The 17,337-nt window shown below is 69.2% G+C and carries 13 protein-coding genes; 11 read left to right on the forward strand and 2 right to left on the reverse strand.

Going from position 1 to position 17,337, the window contains the following annotated elements; all coding sequences use genetic code 11:
- Positions 1–40 precede the first annotated feature (40 nt).
- Both ACFSCV_RS04375 and ACFSCV_RS04380 read left to right on the forward strand, forming a co-directional pair.
- The gene (locus tag ACFSCV_RS04375; RefSeq protein WP_378797347.1) at positions 41–2,515 is read left to right on the forward strand and encodes a GcvT family protein; all 2,475 of its coding nucleotides are present in this window, start codon (positions 41–43) and stop codon (positions 2,513–2,515) included.
- 256 nt (positions 2,516–2,771) lie between these two features.
- The gene (locus ACFSCV_RS04380; RefSeq protein WP_378797349.1) at positions 2,772–3,617 is read left to right on the forward strand and encodes an EamA family transporter; all 846 of its coding nucleotides are present in this window, start codon (positions 2,772–2,774) and stop codon (positions 3,615–3,617) included.
- Between the two features lies 1 nt (position 3,618).
- On the opposite strand, the gene ACFSCV_RS04385 is transcribed toward ACFSCV_RS04380, so the two are convergent.
- Positions 3,619–4,449 (reverse strand): oxidoreductase, encoded by an 831-nt coding sequence (locus ACFSCV_RS04385; RefSeq protein WP_378797351.1) that lies wholly within the window; start codon positions 4,447–4,449, stop codon positions 3,619–3,621.
- A gap of 94 nt (positions 4,450–4,543) precedes the next feature.
- On the opposite strand from ACFSCV_RS04385, the gene ACFSCV_RS04390 reads away from it, so the two are divergent.
- Positions 4,544–5,152 (forward strand): TetR/AcrR family transcriptional regulator, encoded by a 609-nt coding sequence (locus ACFSCV_RS04390; RefSeq protein ID WP_378797353.1) that lies wholly within the window; start codon positions 4,544–4,546, stop codon positions 5,150–5,152.
- A 1-nt stretch (position 5,153) separates the two neighbouring features.
- Here the strand turns inward: ACFSCV_RS04390 and ACFSCV_RS04395 are convergent, their stop codons facing one another.
- Positions 5,154–6,029, reverse strand: a complete 876-nt coding sequence (locus ACFSCV_RS04395) for a LysR substrate-binding domain-containing protein (RefSeq protein ID WP_378797355.1) — start codon at positions 6,027–6,029, stop codon at positions 5,154–5,156.
- A gap of 109 nt (positions 6,030–6,138) precedes the next feature.
- Here ACFSCV_RS04395 and ACFSCV_RS04400 point away from each other — a divergent pair, with 109 nt between their 5' ends.
- The 8 genes from ACFSCV_RS04400 to ACFSCV_RS04435 all read left to right on the forward strand — a co-directional run bounded on the left by ACFSCV_RS04400 (position 6,139) and on the right by ACFSCV_RS04435 (position 17,326).
- Complete coding sequence (locus ACFSCV_RS04400; RefSeq protein WP_378797357.1) at positions 6,139–7,281, forward strand: 2-aminoethylphosphonate--pyruvate transaminase; 1,143 nt, start codon at positions 6,139–6,141, stop codon at positions 7,279–7,281.
- Positions 7,282–7,431: 150 nt separating this feature from the next.
- A complete protein-coding gene (gene phnA / locus ACFSCV_RS04405; RefSeq protein ID WP_378797475.1) occupies positions 7,432–8,676 on the forward strand; it encodes a phosphonoacetate hydrolase in 1,245 nt (414 codons plus the stop codon).
- A complete protein-coding gene (gene phnY / locus ACFSCV_RS04410; RefSeq protein ID WP_378797477.1) occupies positions 8,676–10,130 on the forward strand; it encodes a phosphonoacetaldehyde dehydrogenase in 1,455 nt (484 codons plus the stop codon). Before phnA ends, phnY begins: the two co-directional genes overlap by 1 nt.
- A 121-nt stretch (positions 10,131–10,251) precedes the next feature.
- Positions 10,252–11,271, forward strand: coding sequence for a putative 2-aminoethylphosphonate ABC transporter substrate-binding protein (locus ACFSCV_RS04415; RefSeq protein ID WP_378797359.1), 1,020 nt, complete (start codon positions 10,252–10,254; stop codon positions 11,269–11,271).
- A gap of 164 nt (positions 11,272–11,435) precedes the next feature.
- Positions 11,436–12,536, forward strand: coding sequence for a putative 2-aminoethylphosphonate ABC transporter ATP-binding protein (locus tag ACFSCV_RS04420; RefSeq protein WP_378797361.1), 1,101 nt, complete (start codon positions 11,436–11,438; stop codon positions 12,534–12,536).
- Positions 12,533–14,254 carry a putative 2-aminoethylphosphonate ABC transporter permease subunit gene (locus ACFSCV_RS04425; protein WP_378797363.1) on the forward strand — a complete coding sequence of 574 codons (1,722 nt, stop codon included), beginning with the start codon at positions 12,533–12,535 and terminating at the stop codon, positions 14,252–14,254. Before ACFSCV_RS04420 ends, ACFSCV_RS04425 begins: the two co-directional genes overlap by 4 nt.
- A complete protein-coding gene (gene pbfA / locus ACFSCV_RS04430) occupies positions 14,251–15,630 on the forward strand; it encodes a (R)-1-hydroxy-2-aminoethylphosphonate ammonia-lyase (RefSeq protein WP_378797364.1) in 1,380 nt (459 codons plus the stop codon). Before ACFSCV_RS04425 ends, pbfA begins: the two co-directional genes overlap by 4 nt.
- Before the next feature lie 46 nt (positions 15,631–15,676).
- The gene (locus tag ACFSCV_RS04435; RefSeq protein ID WP_378797366.1) at positions 15,677–17,326 is read left to right on the forward strand and encodes a Na/Pi cotransporter family protein; all 1,650 of its coding nucleotides are present in this window, start codon (positions 15,677–15,679) and stop codon (positions 17,324–17,326) included.
- The last annotated feature ends 11 nt before the right edge of the window (positions 17,327–17,337 follow it).

Raw genomic sequence — 17,337 nt, forward strand, 5'->3', positions numbered from 1 at the left:
CTCGCCGCCGCTAGCGTCCTCCCTACGCTGGAGGTTCCCCATGTCGCTCGCGCCGTTCCCGACCCAGGCTGAAATCGTCGTCATCGGCGGCGGCATCGTGGGCTGCTCGCTCGCCTACCATCTGAAGCAGCTCGGGCATCGCGACGTCGTGGTGCTGGAGCAGGGGCGGCTGTCGAGCGGGACGACCTGGCACGCGGCGGGGCTCGTGGGGCAGCTGCGCGCGCAGGCCAGCATGACCCGTTTGATCCGCTATTCCACCGAGCTCTATTCGCGGCTCGAGGCCGAGACAGGACTCGGCACGGGCTGGAAGCAGTGCGGCTCGGTGTCCGTCGCCCGCACGACCGACCGCATGACACAGCTCCGCCGCACCATCGCCTCGGCGCGGGCGCAGGGCGTCGAGATTCACGAACTCTCGGCCGCCGAGGCCGGCGAGAAGTGGCCTGTCATGCGCACCGACGACCTCGTCGGCGGCGTTTGGCTGCCGGGCGACGGCAAGGCCAACCCGACCGACCTCACCCAAGCGCTGGCGCGCGGCGCGCGGACCGGCGGGGCCAGGATCTTCGAGAAGACGCGGGTGACCGGCGTCAGCATCACCGAGGGCCGCATCCGGGGCGTCGCGACCTCGCGCGGCGCGATCGCCTGCGAGACGGTCGCAATCTGCGCCGGGCAGTGGTCGCGCCAGTTCGGCAAGATGTGCGGCGTCTCGATCCCGCTGCACTCGGCCGAACACTTCTACCTCGTCACCGAGCGCATCGAGGGCGTGCATCCCGACCTGCCCGTCATGCGCGACCCCGACGGCTTCATCTACTTCAAGGAGGAGGTCGGCGGCCTGGTGATGGGCGGCTTCGAGCCGGACGCGAAGCCTTGGGGCATGGGCGGGATTCCGGACGACTTCGAGTTCCAGTTGCTGCCGGACGACCACGATCAGTTCGAGATCCTGATGGAGAACGCGCTGACGCGCGTGCCGGCGCTCGAGACCGCCGCGATCCGGACCACCGTCAACGGCCCCGAGAGCTTCACGCCGGACAACAACTTCCTGCTGGGCGAGACGCCGGAGGTCCGGGGCCTGTTCGTGGGCGCCGGCTTCAACTCCGCTGGCATCGCCTCCGCGGGAGGAGCGGGGCGGGCGCTCGCGGAATGGATCGTCGCGGGCGAGCCGACGCAGGACCTCTGGCCGGTCGACATCCGCCGCTTCGCCGCCTTCAACGCCAACCCAGTCTGGCTGAAGGAGCGCGTGAAGGAGACGCTCGGCCTGCACTACGCCATGCCTTGGCCGAACCGGGAGCTCGTCACGGCGCGGCCGTTCCGCACCTCGCCGGTCTACGAGCGGCTGAAGGCGAAAGGCGCGGTGTTCGGTTCCAAGATGGGATGGGAGCGCGCGAACTACTTTGCGACCGGCCCCCACGACCGCGAGATCGCCTATGGCTTCGGCCGGCCGAACTGGCTGGAGGCCTGCGCCGCGGAGCAGCGCGCGGCGCGCGAGGCGGTCGCTCTGTTCGACATGACCTCCTTCGCCAAGCTACGGCTGGAGGGTCCCGACGCCGAGGCCGCGCTGCAGCGTCTCTGCGCAGCCGACGTGGCGCTCGCCGTCGGCGACAGCGCCTATACGCCGATGCTGAATGTCCGCGGGGGGATCGAAGCGGAGGTCACCGTCGCGCGGCTTGGCCCCGAGGCCTTCCTTATCGTCGCCGGGTCCGGCCAGCCGGTCCGGGACGCCGATTGGATCCGCCGACACCTTGACGACGCGCGGGCGACGCTGACCGACGTCACCTCGGCCTACGCCGTGCTGGGCCTGATGGGGCCGCGCTCCCGCGACCTGCTGGCGACGCTGACCGACGCCGCCCTCGACGACGCGGCGTTTCCGCCGAACGCCGTGCGGGAGATGGCGGTGGGTTTCGCGACCGTGCTCGCCGCCCGCCGCTCCTACGCCGGCGAGCTCGGCTATGAGCTTTATGTCGCGACCGAGTTCGCAGCGGGCGTCTACGACGCGCTGACCGCCGCGGGCTCAGCCTTCGGCCTGCGCGACGCCGGCTACTACGCCCTCGACGCGCTGCGCATCGAGAAGGGGTTCCGTGCGTGGGGCCGCGAGACGTCGCCGGACCTCACGCCCGACGCCTGCGACCTCGGTTGCGTGATCGACCTCGCCAAGGGCGACTTCATCGGCCGCGACGCGGTGCTCGCCGCTCGAGCAGGGCCTGCGCCGACGAGGCGCCTCGTCTCGCTGCTTGGTCCGGAGCCGGGCGCGCAGATGGCCTGGGGCGGCGAGCTTCTGCTGGCGGACGACGTCGCCGTCGGCGAGGTCACCTCCGCCGCCTATGGCGCGACGCTTGGCGGCGTGGTCGCGCTCGCGTGGATCGACGCCGGCCGCGCGCCGGACCAGGGCGCGCTGGACGCGCTGCGGCTCACGATCGACGCTGGCGGGGAGAGGCTGCCGGTGCGGGCGAGCCTGACGCCGTTCCTCGGTCCGCAAGGCGTTGAGACCTCCACGCCCGACGTTTTGAGGCGCGTGGGATGAGACGCGCCGTCCTTCTTGTCCCGGCCTCGAGTCGGGACCCAGACCCGCGACCTTGGCAGGATAAAGCTCGTCATGCCCCGGCCTCTCCGGGGCATCCTAAGCCCGACAGGTTTGGATCAAGCGCGCCGTCATGCCCGCGCATTCGCGCGGGTATCCAAGACGATGGGACGCGTTTGACGTCCACGTCGCGGATACCCGGCTTCGCCGGGCATGACGGGTTGTCATGCGCCTCCTCCTTCGTCGCTTGGCCCGCCTGATGGAGCTCCACGTCTTCTTCGCCGTGCTGGCCGCGGCCGCCATGCACGCCGGCTGGAATGCGTTTCTCAAGCTCCGGATCGAGCCCTTCCTCGCGATGACGCTGGTCACCGCGGGCGCCGGGCTCGTGGCTCTGCCGGTCTGGCCGTTCCTCGGCGTTCCGAAGCTCGAAGCCTGGCCGTGGCTGCTGGGCTCGATCGCGCTGCACCTCGGCTACTACATCGCGCTGACCAAGGCCTACGAGCGGGCCGACATGAGCCAGGTCTACCCGATCGCCCGCGGGGGCGCGCCGCTGCTCACCGTCACCGCGAGCCTGCTGCTGCTGGGCGAGAGTCTCTCCCCGCTGCAGATCGCGGGCGTCGCGACGCTCGGCGGCGGCGTGATGATGATCTCGGTCCTCGGCCGCCGGAAGGGCGCGGCGTTCGATCCTGTCGCGCTCGGCTACGCCGGGCTGACCGCGCTCATGATCTGCGGCTACACGCTGGTCGACGGCGTCGGGGCGCGGGTTTCGGGCGATCCGCACGCCTATTCCGCGACGCTGTTCGTGATCGACGCTTTCCCGCTCCTGCTGTTCGCGCTCTGGCGGCGCGGCCTTTCGGGCCTCGCGCCCATGCGGCCGTACCTGCTGCAGGGCCTCGCGGGCGGGGCGATGTCGCTCGGCTCCTATTGGATCGCGATCTGGGCGATGACGGTGGCCGCGATCCCGCTGGTGGCGGCGGTGCGGGAGTCGAGCGTGCTGTTCGCGGCCCTGATCGCGGTGGTCCTGCTCAAGGAGCCGCTGCAGTGGAGCCGCGCGGTCTCCGCCGTGCTTATCGTCGGCGCGCTGGCGCTGATGCGGATGGGCTAGCTCAGGCGAAATTCGTCGAGCGCGAAACGGCGTCCCATTCCGTCATCTCCGCCTTCAGCTGTTCGAGCTTCTGCGCGACCAGGCCGAGCGCGTCCTCGCCCAGGAACAGGCGCGAGGGCGGGTTGTCGGCCTCGACCAGCCGAAGCAGCGCCTGCGCCGCCTTGTCGGGATCGCCCGGCTGATTCCCGCTTTTCGCCCGGCGCGCCGCGCGAAGCGGGTCCATGACCATGTCGTAGTCGTCGATGCTGCGGGCGGTGCGATCCATCGAGCGGCCCGCCCAATCCGTGCGGAATTGCCCGGGCGCGAGCGCGGTCACCTTTACGCCGAACGACGCCAGCTCCTTGCCGAGAGACTCCGAGATGCCCTCGAGCGCGAACTTGCTGCCGCAATAGAAGCTGACGCCGGGCACGCCCACGAATCCGCCCATCGACGTGACGTTGATGATGTGGCCGCTCCGCCGCTCGCGCATGCCGGGCAGGACGGCCTTCATCATCGCGACCGGCCCGAAGACGTTGGCGGCGAACTGCCGCTGCAGATCGTCGATCGAGGACTCCTCCAAAGCGCCTTCGTGGCCGTAGCCGGCGTTGTTGACCAGCACGTCGATCGGACCGGCCTCACGCTCCGCCGCGCGGACCGCCGCCGGGACCGCCGCGTAGTCCGTCACGTCGAGCACGAGCGGAAACGCGCCGTCGGATGCGCCGAAGCGCGCCGCATCCTCGTGTCGACGGACGACGCCGATGACGCGATGATCGTCGGCGAGAGCGGCTGCGGCGAAGGCCTTGCCGAGGCCGGAGCTGACGCCGGTGATGAGAAAGGTTTTTGATCTGGCCATGGAAGCCTCGCTTGGCGATCGACCTATGATTTATATCAAGATATAAAATTCCATGGTTCAAAACAAGCCTCGACCAGAGCGGCCGAAGCCGGACATGCGCGAGCGCGTCCTGGACGCCGCCGAGCGCCTCCTCGGGCGCGGCGCCGCGGCGTTCTCGATGCGCGACCTCGCGGAGGAGGCCGGCGTGAGTTTCGCGACGCCCTTCAACCAGTTCGGAAGCAAGGCCGCGATCATGCTCGCGCTGTCGGCGCGCCGCATCGACGCGATGCGCCAGCGTCTCGCGACGGCCGCGCTGCCTGACGACGCGGGCGGGCGCGTTCTCGTCGCGGTCGATATCGCCGTCGAGGTCATGCTCGGCGCGCCGGATGTGAACCGCGCCGTGATGGCGGCGATCGGCTCGCCGGGCGCCGAGCCGGGCGGAGTGTCTTCGAATTCGAGCGCCTATTGGACCGAGGCGCTTGGCGCAGGCGCCGGGCTGGCCGCCGGGACGAGGCTTGTCGCGATCGCCGCGCTCCCGGATCAGCTCGCCGTCGCCTTCCGCGGCGTGCTGTCGTTCTGGACGGCGGGCGAAATTCCGGCCGCCGAACTGACACGACGCGCCCGCGCCGCGGCGGCGGCCGTGCTTCTCGGGTTCGTCGAGCGCGACGGCCGGCGCGAGCTTCTGGCGCTTCTCGAAGCTGCGTCCGGCGCCTCCGATCCGTGACTCAGCGCTCGTCCATCTGTTGCACCGCCTCCATGAAGCTGCGCACCAACGGGATCCGGCGGCGCTCCTCCAGGCACACGGCGTATTCGGCGACGGCGAGGTCCGCGCCCGTGATCTCGACGCGGGCGAGACCTTCGCCGTCGCGGAACTCGGCGCCGAAGATCACGCCGATCCCGAAGCCGGTGGCGACCGCGTCGCGCACCGCCTCGCGGGTCTGCACCTCAAGCAGATGGCCGGGCCGCACGCCGGCCTCCGCCAGCCGCAGCTCGAACACCTCGCGGGTCACGGAGCCCCGCTCGCGCAAAACCACGTCCTGTCCGACGAATGCCTCGATCGGAACGGACGGCCGGCCCGCGAAGGCGTGGTCGGCGCGGACGAAGCCCACGAGGCGGTCCGCGCTCAGCCGCACGCTGCGGATGCGAGGGTCGGAGGTCTGCTTGGCCGTCACCGCCACGTCGGCGGCGTAGTCGATCAGCTGGCTCAGCACGTCGGACGAATTGCCGATGGAGAGCGAGAAGGTGAGGCCGGGATGCCGCTCGCGGATGCGGCCGAGCGCCGGCATCACATGGGCGGCGCTGTCGGCCGCGATCCGGAGATGCCCGCGGGACAGCGTGCGGACGCCCGCGAGCAGCGCCTCGGCCTCGTCCTCGGCGGCGAACAGGCGCGCGGTGATGACGAACAGGCTCTGCCCCAGCGGCGTCAGCTTCACGCTCCGCCCGACGCGGTCGAACAGGCGGACGCCGTAAGCCTCCTCCAGCGCCCGGACCTGGGCGGACAGGGTCGGCTGGCTGACGTTGCGGGCGCGGGCCGCCTTGGTGAAGCTCTCGGCCTGGGCGACGGCGTGGAAGGCGGCGAGGCCAGAAGAACTGATCGCCACAGTGCATAGATCCTATCTATAGATGCGATGCAAACTCCATATTGGACCTATTCGAGACCGAGCGGCTAGCCTCCCTCTCGTCATCAACGACGAGCTGGACGAGACGCTTATGGCCTCCGCCTCCATCGCCCGATCCGAAACCGGCGACCCGCTGCTGCTGACGCCCGGCCCGCTGACGACCTCCAAGGCCGTCAAAGCAGTCATGTTCCACGACTGGGGCTCGCGCGACGCAACCTTCATCGCGATCAACAAAGCGGTGCTCGACGGTTTGCCGAAGATCATCCACGGCGAGGCGGAGTTCGTGACCGTGCCGATGCAGGGCTCGGGCACCTTCGCGGTCGAGGCGATGCTGACGACCTTCGTGCCCCGCTCCGGCAAGGTCCTCGTTCTGGTGAACGGCGCCTACGGCCTGCGCGCCAAGAAGATCCTCGACGTCGCCGGGCGCGCCAGCGTGATGCACGAGACGCCCGAGGACACGCCCCCGGACCTCGCGGAGATCGAGCGGATTCTCGAGGCCGATCCCGCGATCACCCATGTCTTCGCCGTCCACTGCGAGACCACGAGCGGCATCCGCAACCCGGTGGAGGCGATCGCGGCGCTGGTCGCCCGGCACGGCCGCCGCCTGCTGATCGACGCCATGAGCGCCTTCGGGGCGCTGCCGCTCGACGCCCGCGAGGTCGCCTTCGACGCGGTCGCGGCCTCCTCGAACAAGTGCATCCAGGGCGTTCCGGGACTGGGCTTCGTGCTCGCCCGAAAGACGGCGCTGGCGGAGACCAAGGGCAACGCCACCACGCTGGTGCTCGATCTCCATGACCAGCACCAGGCGATCTCGACGACCGGCCAGTACCGCTTCACGCCGCCGATCCACGTCATCGTCGCGTTTCATGAGGCGCTCAAGGAGTTCTGGGCCGAGGGCGGCGTGGCCGGGCGCGGCGAGCGTTACGCCGACAACGCCCGCATCCTGATCGACGGCATGCGGGCGCTCGGCTTCGAACCGCTGCTGCCCGAGGCGCGGCAGGCCCCGATCATCGTGACCTTTCACATGCCCAAGGACCCGGCCTTCGCGTTTCAGCGCTTCTACGACGCGCTGAAGGACCGCGGCTATGTGATCTACCCCGGCAAGCTGACGGTGGCGGACAGTTTCCGCATCGGCTGCATCGGCGATCTGCACGCGAAGGACATGAAGGCCTTCGTCGGCGTGGTGTCCGAGGTGCTGAAGGACATGGGCGTCGGCCTGAAGTCAGCGGCGTGAGGCAATGGCGTCGTCCCGGCGACAGCGGCGTCAGCCGCGGCGCGCCAGGATCGTGAGCAGGATTGGACGCTTCTCCCGGAAGACGATCCCGACCCGGCCTGCGGCCGTACGGGATGACGGGCGAGGCCAGAGGGACAAGGCCCCATGAACATGCACGTGAACGTCGGCGCGGACGTGGTCGTCAACGGCCGGAGCTACCGGAGGCCCGAAAAGCCGGTCGTCGTGATCTGCATCGACGGGTCCGAGCCCGGCTACATCGAGGAGGCGATCGCGGCAGGCCTCGCGCCGAACCTCGACCGGCTGATGAAAACAGGCGCCAACACCACCGCGCTCTCGGTGATCCCGAGCTTCACCAACCCGAACAACCTCTCGATCATCACCGGCCGCCCGCCGGCCGTGCACGGCATCGCCGGCAACTTCTTCTACGACCGCGAGGCGGGCGTCGAAGTCATGATGAACGACGCGAAGTTTCTGCGCGCCCCGACCATCCTCGCCGAGTTCCAGAAGGCCGGGCTCAAGGTCGCCATGGTGACTGCGAAGGACAAGCTCCGGACCCTGCTCGGCAAGGGCCTCGACTTCACGAGCGGAACGGCGATCGCCTTCTCCTCCGAGAAGGCCGACAAGGCGAACATGGCCGAGAACGGCATCGAGAACGTGCTCGACTTCGTCGATCGTCCGCTGCCGGAGGTCTACTCCGCCGACCTGTCCGAGTTCGTGTTCGCCGCCGGCGTCGAGCTGCTCCGGAGCTTCCGCCCGGACGTGATGTACCTGTCGACGACCGACTACGTGCAGCACAAGGCGGCGCCGGGATCGGAGGTCGCGAACAGCTTCTATGCGATGTTCGACGTCTATGTGGGCGCGCTCGACGCCGCCGGCTGCACGCTCGTCATGACCGCCGACCACGGCATGAACGACAAGCATCTCGCCGACGGTTCGCCCGACGTGATCTACCTTCAGGAGATCCTCGACGAGAAGCTCGGCGCCGGCGTCGCCCGCGTCATCCTGCCGATCACCGATCCTTACGTCGCCCATCACGGCGCGCTGGGCTCGTTCGCCACCGTCTATGTGGACGCCGACACGGCGCCTGCCGTCATCGACATCGCCAAGGCGATCGATGGCGTCACCGTCGCGATCACGGCGGCGGAAGCCTGCGACCGCTTCGAGCTGCCGGCCGACCGCATCGGCGACGTCGTGGTGCTCTCGGACCGCCACAAGGTGCTCGGCACGTCTGCGGCGAAGCACGATCTTTCCGGCCTGACGGAGCCGCTGCGCAGCCATGGCGGGCTCACCGAGCAGACGGTGCCGATGATCGCGAACCGCGCGATCGAGGTTCCGGCCGGCCGGACGCTCCGAAACTTCGACGTCTTCGACGTCGCGCTCAACCTGGTGCGCTGATCATGAACGCCAACGTCAAGCCGCCCTTCCGCAAGGAATCCATGCGGATCGCGGGCAAGCTCGTCCAGACGGACGACTTCGTCGAGGTCTTCAATCCGTACGACAACTCGGTCGTCGGCACTGTTCCAGCCGCCCGCGCCGAACACGTCCGAGAGGCCTTCGCCAAGGCGCGCGCCTTCAAGCCGAAGCTCACCCGCTACGAGCGCCAGCAAATCCTACAGAAGACGGCCGAACTGCTGCGCGACCGTCGCGAAGAGTTCGCGCGCCTGATCGTCGCCGAGACCGGCCTCTGCTGGAAGGACGGGCTCTACGAGGCGTCCCGCGCCTACGACGTCTGGTCCTTCGCGGCGCAGCTCACGATCAAGGACGACGGCGAAATCTACTCCTGCGACATCTCGCCGAACGGCAAGGCGCGCAAGATCTTCACGACGCGCACGCCGCTGCTCGGGGTTATCTCGGCGATCACGCCGTTCAACCACCCGCTCAACATGGTGAGCCACAAGCTCGCGCCCGCAATCGCCACCAACAACCGGCTGGTGCTGAAGCCCACCGAACTGACGCCGCTGACCGCGCTCGCGCTCGCCGACGTGCTCTACGAGGCGGGCCTGCCGCCGGAGATGCTCTCGGTCGTGACCGGCAACCCGTCCACCATGGGCGACGCCATGATCACCGACCCGGACGCGGATCTCGTGACCTTCACCGGATCGGTGCGGGTGGGCAAGCACATCGCCAACACCGCCGGCTACAAGCGCATCGTGCTGGAGCTCGGCGGCAACGACCCGCTGATCGTCATGGAGGACGCCGATCTCGACAAGGCCGCGGAGCTTGCGGTCGCCGGCGCGACCAAGAACTCCGGCCAGCGCTGCACGGCGGTGAAGCGCATCCTCGTGGTTAGCGCGGTCGCGGACGAATTCTCCAAGCTCGTCGTCGAGAAGGCGAAGAAGCTCAAGTCCGGCGACCCGATGGACCCGGCGACGGACGTCGGCACGGTGATCAACGAGCGCTCCGCGATCCTGTTCGAGACCCGGGTGAACGACGCCGTGGCCAGGGGCGCCGAGGTTCTGCACGGCGCGCCGCGCCGGGGGGCGCTATTCGCCCCGACGGTCGTCGACCGCGTGCCGTACGATTGCGAGCTGGTGCACGAGGAGACCTTCGGCCCGGTGATCCCGATCGTGCGCTGCCCTGACGACATCGCGGAGGTCATCCGCATCTCGAACTCGACCGATTACGGCCTGTCCTCGGGCGTCTGCACAGACCGGCTCGACTATGTGGCGCGCTTCGTCGCCGAGCTCGAGGTTGGCACCGTCAACGTCTGGGAAGTGCCGGGCTACCGGATCGAGATGTCGCCTTTCGGCGGAATCAAGGATTCCGGTCTCGGCTACAAGGAAGGCGTCGTCGAGGCGATGAAGAGCTTCACCAACGTCCGCACCTGGTCGATGCCCTGGGCGACTTAAGTTTAGGCGCCAGTGGCGAAAATCAGTTCTTGTCAATGAAATGTCACGCCTGTCAAATATAAAAGGACGTCGATTTTGATAACAGCCTAAAACGGCTAGCGCTCGCGCAAGGGGATAGACGGTGAAGACTTGGCTCACGGCCGGTATAGCGGCTGCTTTTGCTCTTGCGACGCCGGGCGTCGCGCTGGCCGACAAGACCAAGGTGACGGTTTATACGGCCCTCGAAAACGACCAGCTCAAGCCGTTCAAGGCTGCGATCGAGACCGCCGTGCCCGAGGCGGACGTGGTCTGGGTCCGGGACTCCACCGGCGTCATCACCGCCCGCTTCCTCGCTGAGAAAGACAATCCGCGCGCCGACATGGTGGTCGGGCTCGCGGCCTCCTCGCTGCTGATGTTCGAGAAGGCCGGCCTGCTCGAGACCTACAAGCCCGCCGGCGTCGACAAGCTCAAGGAGGTCTTCCGCGACAACACCGAGCCCTACACCTGGACGGGCATGGACGCCTTCCTCGGCGCCGTCTGCTTCAACACCGCCGAGGCCGGCGGCCTCGCGGCGCCGAAGTCGTGGAAGGACCTGCTGCAGCCCGGCTTCAAGGGCAAGATCGTGATGCCGCATCCCGCCTCGTCCGGCACTGGGTACCTGCTGGTGGCGGGCTGGCTCCAGGGCATGGGGGAGGAGGAAGGCTGGAAATTCATGGACGGGCTCCATGACAACATCGCGGCCTATCTGCACTCCGGCAGCGCGCCCTGCGTACAGGCCGCCCGCGGCGAGCAGCTCGTCGGCCTCGCCCTCGACATGCGCGGCGCCTCCGAGAAGACCAAGGGCGCGCCGATCGAGGTGATCTTCCCGACCGAAGGCGTCGGCTGGGAGATGGAGGCGAGCGCCGTCGTCAAGGGCTCGAAGAATCTCGAAGTCGCTAAGAAGATCGCCGACTGGGTCGCCACCGAGGACGCCAACAAGCTCTTCGCCAAGACCTACGCCGTGGTCGCCTATCCCGGCGCGGACAACCCGCCTGCGAACTATCCCGCGGGGGCCGACAAGGCCATGATCAAGAACGATCTCGGCTGGATGGCGGACAACCGCGAGCGCGTGCTGGCCGAATGGTCCCGGCGCTACGAGTCCAAGGCCGCGCCGAAGAAGTGAGCGGCCCGCGTCTTGTCCGGCCTTGAGCCGGGACCCAGACGCGCTGCGCTTCCAGACCCGACCGCGACGGACCAAGGGTTTTTCCGGACCGTCGCGGTTCTAGGTCCCGGCTCAAGGCCGGGACAAGGCGTCGGGCCGATACGCCAGGCACACCGGAGGGTTCGATGACCTCATCTCCGACGATCGATCCGCCCTTCCTGAAGGTGCGGGACCTGAAGAAGAGCTTCGGCGGCTTCACCGCGCTGAAAGACATCGACCTTGAGGTGCCGCGCGGCGAGTTCGTCTGCTTCCTCGGCCCCTCCGGCTGCGGGAAGACCACGCTGCTGCGCGCGATCGCCGGCCTCGACCCGCAGGACGAAGGGACGATCCTGATCGGCGGCCGCGACGTCTCCCACGCGCCGCCGTCCGATCGCGACTTCGGCATCGTATTCCAGTCCTACGCGCTGTTCCCCAACCTGACGGTCGCGAAGAACGTCGGCTACGGCCTCGTCAACCGTTCGCGCCCGCGGCGCGAGATCGAGGAGCGCGTCAACGAACTGCTCGCGCTCGTCGGCCTGCCCGACCAGGGCGCGAAGTTTCCCAGCCAGCTCTCGGGCGGCCAGCAGCAGCGCATCGCCCTCGCCCGCGCGCTCGCCACCTCCCCCAGCCTGCTGCTGCTCGACGAGCCGCTGTCGGCGCTCGACGCCAAGGTCCGCATCCGCCTCAGGGCCGAGATGCGCGCACTTCAGCAGCGGCTGCGCGTCACCACCATCATGGTCACCCACGACCAGGAGGAGGCGCTCGCCATGGCCGACCGCATCGTGGTGATGAACCACGGCGTGATCGAGCAGGTGGGGACGCCCGAGGAGATCTATCACCGGCCGGCGACCCCCTTCGTCGCCGACTTCGTCGGCCACATGACGTTCCTCGACGCCGTGGTGACCGGCCCGCGCAGCGTGAAGGTCGGCCCGCTCGATTTCGTCGTCGCGGAGGACGCCGGCGCGCCCGTCGGCGCGGCGGTGCGGCTCGCGCTCCGCCCGGAGGCCGTGCAGACCCGCAGCGTCGCGCCCGACGCGCCCAACCGCTTCGAGGCGAAGGTCGGCGGACTGTCGTTCCTCGGCGCCTTCTGCCGCGCCCACCTCACGCCGGTCGCCGACGGATCGGCGCCGATCGCCGCCGACATCTCGGCCAACGCCATGCGGGACCTCGGCATCTCCGAAGGCGAGGTCCGCGCCGTCGCCTTCCCGCCGGAGGCTTTGCGCGTGTTCGCGGACGCGCCGCGATGAGCGAGGCGGTCGACGCCATCCCGGCCGCAGCCGCCCCGCGGGCTGCGGCCGGCCGCCGCTTCGCGATCGGCGAGACCCAGGTCGCGGGCCTTCTGATCGCGGCCGTCGCCGCGGTTCTCGTTCTGATCATCGCGCTGCCGCTTTGGGCGCTGCTGTCGAAAAGCCTGCAGTCCGTGGATGGCCGTTTCGTCGGGCTGCAGAACTTCGTCACCTACGCCTCGACGCCGACGCTGATGGCCTCGCTCGTCAACAGCGTGTGGGTCGCCGGCCTCGCCACGGCGATCGTGATCCCGATCGCGTTCGTCTACGCCTACGCGCTGACGCGCAGCCGCATGCCGCTCAAGGGCCTGTTCACCGCGGCCGCCCTGTTGCCGATCTTTGCGCCCTCGCTGCTTTCGGCGCTCGCGCTGATCTATCTCTTCGGCAACCAAGGCATGCTCCGCTCGTGGATGATGGGCAATTCGCTCTACGGCCCGATCGGCATCGTCGCGGCCGAGGCGCTCTATGCGTTCCCGCACGCGCTGCTGATCATCACCACCGCATTGTCGCTGTCGGACGGGCGGCTGCGCGAAGCGGCCGACGCCATGGGCACGACCCGGCGGCGCATCTTCTGGACCATCACCCTGCCTGGCGCCCGCTATGGCCTCGTCAGCGCGGCCTTCGTGGTGTTCACGCTCGTCATCACCGACTTCGGCATCCCCAAGGTGATCGGCGGCCAGTTCGACGTGCTCGCGACCGACGCCTACCGCCAAGTCGTGGGCCAGCAGAACTTCCCGATGGGCGCGGTGGTCGGCATCGTGCTGCTGCTGCCGGCGGTCGCCGCCTTCTTCGTCGACCGCCGGGCGCAGAAGCGCCAGACCGCCCTGCTCTCGGCGCGCGCGGTCCCTTATGAGCCGAAGCCCGACCGCCAGCGCGACGCCGCCCTGTTCGCGTTCTCATGCCTCGTCGCCGTCGCCATCGTCGCCACCTACGGCGTCGCGGCCTGGGGCTCGTTCGTGCGCTATTGGCCCTACAACCTCTCGCTGACGCTCGCGAACTACGACTTCGCCGAGGTCGAGCCGACCGGCTGGGGCGGCTATTTCAACTCGCTGAAGCTCGCCGCGCTCACCGCGGTCCTCGGCACCACGCTCGTCTTCGTCGGCGCGTACCTTATCGAGAAGATCAAGCCCTACCGGGCCTTGCGCGGCTTCGCGCATTTCCTCGCCATGCTCCCGATGGCGGTGCCCGGCCTCGTGCTGGGCCTCGGCTACGTGTTCTTCTTCAACGCGTCGTGGAACCCGCTCAATGTGTTTTACGGCACGCTGACCGTGCTCGTGATCAACACGGTGGCGCATTACTACACCGTGGCCCACATCACCGCCCTGACGAGCCTCAAGCAGCTCGACCACGAGTTCGAGGCGGTTTCGGCCTCGCTCAAGAGGCCGTTCTGGACGCTTTTCGGCCGCGTCACCGCGCCGATCTGCGCGCCGACGATCCTCGACATCGCCGTCTACATGTTCGTCAACGCCATGACGACGGTGTCCGCCGTGATCTTCCTCTACGGCGCGGACACCAAGCTCGCCTCGATCTCGATCGTGCATATGGACGAAGCCGGCGCGGTCGCCTCCGCGGCCGCCATGGGCACGGTGATCATGGCGACCGCGATCGGCGTGAAGGCGCTGCACGTGGCGCTGACCGCGCTCGTGTTCGGCCGGCTACAGCGGTGGCGGCGGCGATGAGCGGCTCGTCCCTCCGTCTGGTCGCGGAATCGGAAAGCGACACCAACCTGACCGACCGGCGCGCCGCCTGGCAGAAGGCGGCGCTGGACGAGCCGACCCGCTCCCTGCTGGCGCGCGACGAACGCGCCTTCCTGCGCCAATCGGTCTCGACCCCATGCCTCAACGCCATCGCGAAGGCGGAAGGGATCTGGATCGAGGACGTCGGCGGCCGCCGCTACATGGATTTCCACGGCAACAACGTCCACCACGTCGGTTACGGCCATCCGCGCCTGAAGCAGGCGATCGCCGCGCAGATGGACGCCCTGCCCTTCGCCCCGCGGCGCTACGCCTGCGAGCCGGCGACGCTGCTGGCCGAGAAGCTGGCCAAGATCACGCCGGGGACGCTGTCCAAGGTCCTGTTCACCACCGGCGGCTCCGACGCGATCGAACTCGCAGTCAAGATGGCGCGCATCGCGACCGGCCGGTTCAAGACGCTGTCGTTCTGGGACGCCTTCCATGGCGCGGGCGTCGGCGCGGGGGCGCTGTCGGGCGAGACGCTGTTCCGCTCAGGGCCGGCCGCTCCGCTGGTGGCGGGCGCTCTGCATGTGGCGCCCTTCGGCGGCTACCGCTGCCCCTACGGAACCGGGAGCGCGGAAGAAAGCGGCGCCGCCTGCGCCCGCATGATCGACTATGTGCTTTCGCGCGACCCAGACGTGGCCGCCTTGATCGCAGAGCCGACCCGCGCGGTGCCCTACATCGCCCCGCCCGGCTTCTGGGCGAGCGTGCGCGGGATCTGCGACAGGCACGGCGTCAAGCTGATCTTCGACGAGATCCCGACCGGGCTTGGCAAGACGGGCAGGATGTTCTCCTGCGAGCATGACGGCGTCACGCCGGACATTCTCGTGCTCGGCAAGGCGCTCGGCGGCGGCGTCCTGCCGATCGCGGCGCTGGTCGCGCGGCCGAAGCTCGACGTCGCGCAGGACTGGGCCTTCGGCCACTACACCCACGAGAAGAACCCGGTCACGACGCGGGCGGCGCTCACCACCATCGAGATCATCGAGGACGAAGGGCTGGTCGAGAACGCCGCCGCGGTCGGCGCCTACGCGCTGGAGCGGCTCGCGGAGATGAAAACCCGCCACAACGTCATCGGCGATGCACGCGGGCGGGGGCTTCTTCTTGGGCTCGAGATGGTGAAGACTGGCGGGTCCGACCCTGACGGGACGCTTGCGGAGGACATCATGTACCGCGCGCTGGATCTCGGCCTGTCGTTCAAGACCACGATGGGCAACGTGCTCACTCTCACGCCGCCGCTGACCATCACGCGCGACGAGATGGCCGACGCGCTCGACCGCCTGGAGGCGGCGATCGACGGCGCGGTCGAGGCGCGGGGGCGTTGAGCCGCCGGGACGTGGTTCCAATGGCCGCGCCGGCAGGCGGCGCCTCATGAGCGCCACGCACGTCCTCATCGAACTGCTGGGCGAGATCGCGCTGCTGCTGTGGGGCGTGCATGTGGTCAACAGCGGCGTGCAGCGCGCCTTCGGCAGCCGCCTTCGGCACGCGCTCGGCGAAGGCCTGAAGACGCGCGGCCACGCCTTCCTCGCCGGCCTCGGCGTGACCGCGCTGCTGCAGTCCTCGACGGCGACAGCTTTGATGATCGCCTCGTTCAGCGCGGCAGGCGCCGTCGAGCTCGCGCCCGCGCTCGCCATGATGCTGGGCGCGAACGTCGGCACGACCCTGATCGTCCAGGTCGCGTCCTTCGACGTCTCCCATGTCTTTCCGCTGTTCCTGTTCGCGGGCGTGCTGGTCTACCGCCGCTCGCGGTCGAGCCTCGTCCGCGACCTCGCGCAGACCGCGGTCGGGCTCGGGCTGATGCTGCTCGCGCTCCACCTGCTGGTGGAGACGATGCGCCCGATTGAGGCCTCCGCGACCCTCAAGACGCTGTTCGCCGCCGTGACGGAGGAGCCGCTGATCACCGTGCTGATCGCGGCCTCCTTGAGCTGGGCGGCGCATTCCTCCGTCGCCGCCATGCTGCTCGTCATGTCGCTCGCGGGCGCGGGCGTGGTCACCGTCGAGGCCGCGCTCGCGATGGTGCTCGGCTGCAACCTCGGCAGCGCGCTGAACCCGCTTCTCGACGCCATGGGAGGAGACCCGGCCAAGCTTCGGGCGCCGCTCGGCAATCTGATCAACCGGCTGGTCGGCTGCGCGCTCGCCCTGCCCTTCCTCGGCCCGATCGCGGACGGGCTCGCGGCGATCGACCCGGACCCGGCGCGACTCGCGGCGCTCGCTCATTTCGCCTTCAACATCGCGACTGCGGCGCTGTTCATCGGCGTGCTGCCGCAACTCGCCGCGGTCCTGCGCCGGGTTCTCCCCGACCGGCCGCCCGCGAACGACCCGGCGACGCCGCTCTATCTCGACGACGCCGCGCTCTCGACCCCCTCGGTCGCGCTCGCCAACGCCGCCCGCGAGGTGCTGCGCATGGCCGACGTGGTCGAGGACATGCTGAAGGGCTCCCAGGCCGCCTTCGCCCATGACGATGTGGCGCGGGTGCTGCAGGTCCGGCGCACCGACGACGTGCTCGACACGCTGTACGACAAGATCCAGCTCTACATCGGCGCGATCGACCACGACCGGCTGAGCGAGAAGGAGACCGCCCGCGTGTTCGCCACGCTCGCGCTCGCGATCAACCTCGAGCACATCGGCGACATCGTGGACAAGAACCTGATGGAGATGGCCGCGCAGCGCATCCACGACCGGCGCCTGCTGCCGGCCCCCGCCATGCGCCGGATCGACGCCATGCACGACCGGCTCTGCGAGCACCTGAGGCTTGCGGTCACGGTGTTCATGTCGGACGACGCCGACGCCGCCCGCCGGCTGGTCGCGGAGAAGGAGAACTTCCGCGCGCTGGAGCGCGAGGCGACCGAGCGTCACTTCGCCGAGATGCGTTCGGGCCGCCCGGACCAGATCGAGACCAGCGCCCTGCAGCTCGACATCACCCGCGATCTCAAGCGCATCGAGGCCCACATCGCGGCGACCGTCTACGGCCTGCTGGAGAAGAGCGGCGATCTCCGGGCGAGCCGGCTCGCGCCGAACTGAGGACGCCGCGG

Source organism: Methylopila henanensis, assembly GCF_042681025.1.
GTDB classification, from domain to species: domain Bacteria; phylum Pseudomonadota; class Alphaproteobacteria; order Rhizobiales; family Methylopilaceae; genus Methylopila; species Methylopila henanensis.

What these genes read in the sequence shown, in the direction of transcription:
- ACFSCV_RS04420 (WP_378797361.1), top strand. Translation starts at nt 11,436, where the DNA reads ATGACCTCATCTCCGACGATCGATCCGCCCTTCCTGAAGGTGCGGGAC.
- phnA (WP_378797475.1), top strand. Translation starts at nt 7,432, where the DNA reads ATGCACGTGAACGTCGGCGCGGACGTGGTCGTCAACGGCCGGAGCTAC.
- ACFSCV_RS04385 (WP_378797351.1), bottom strand. Translation starts at nt 4,449, where the DNA reads ATGGCCAGATCAAAAACCTTTCTCATCACCGGCGTCAGCTCCGGCCTC.
- pbfA (WP_378797364.1), top strand. Translation starts at nt 14,251, where the DNA reads ATGAGCGGCTCGTCCCTCCGTCTGGTCGCGGAATCGGAAAGCGACACC.
- ACFSCV_RS04400 (WP_378797357.1), top strand. Translation starts at nt 6,139, where the DNA reads ATGGCCTCCGCCTCCATCGCCCGATCCGAAACCGGCGACCCGCTGCTG.
- ACFSCV_RS04390 (WP_378797353.1), top strand. Translation starts at nt 4,544, where the DNA reads ATGCGCGAGCGCGTCCTGGACGCCGCCGAGCGCCTCCTCGGGCGCGGC.
- ACFSCV_RS04425 (WP_378797363.1), top strand. Translation starts at nt 12,533, where the DNA reads ATGAGCGAGGCGGTCGACGCCATCCCGGCCGCAGCCGCCCCGCGGGCT.
- ACFSCV_RS04375 (WP_378797347.1), top strand. Translation starts at nt 41, where the DNA reads ATGTCGCTCGCGCCGTTCCCGACCCAGGCTGAAATCGTCGTCATCGGC.
- ACFSCV_RS04380 (WP_378797349.1), top strand. Translation starts at nt 2,772, where the DNA reads ATGGAGCTCCACGTCTTCTTCGCCGTGCTGGCCGCGGCCGCCATGCAC.
- ACFSCV_RS04435 (WP_378797366.1), top strand. Translation starts at nt 15,677, where the DNA reads ATGAGCGCCACGCACGTCCTCATCGAACTGCTGGGCGAGATCGCGCTG.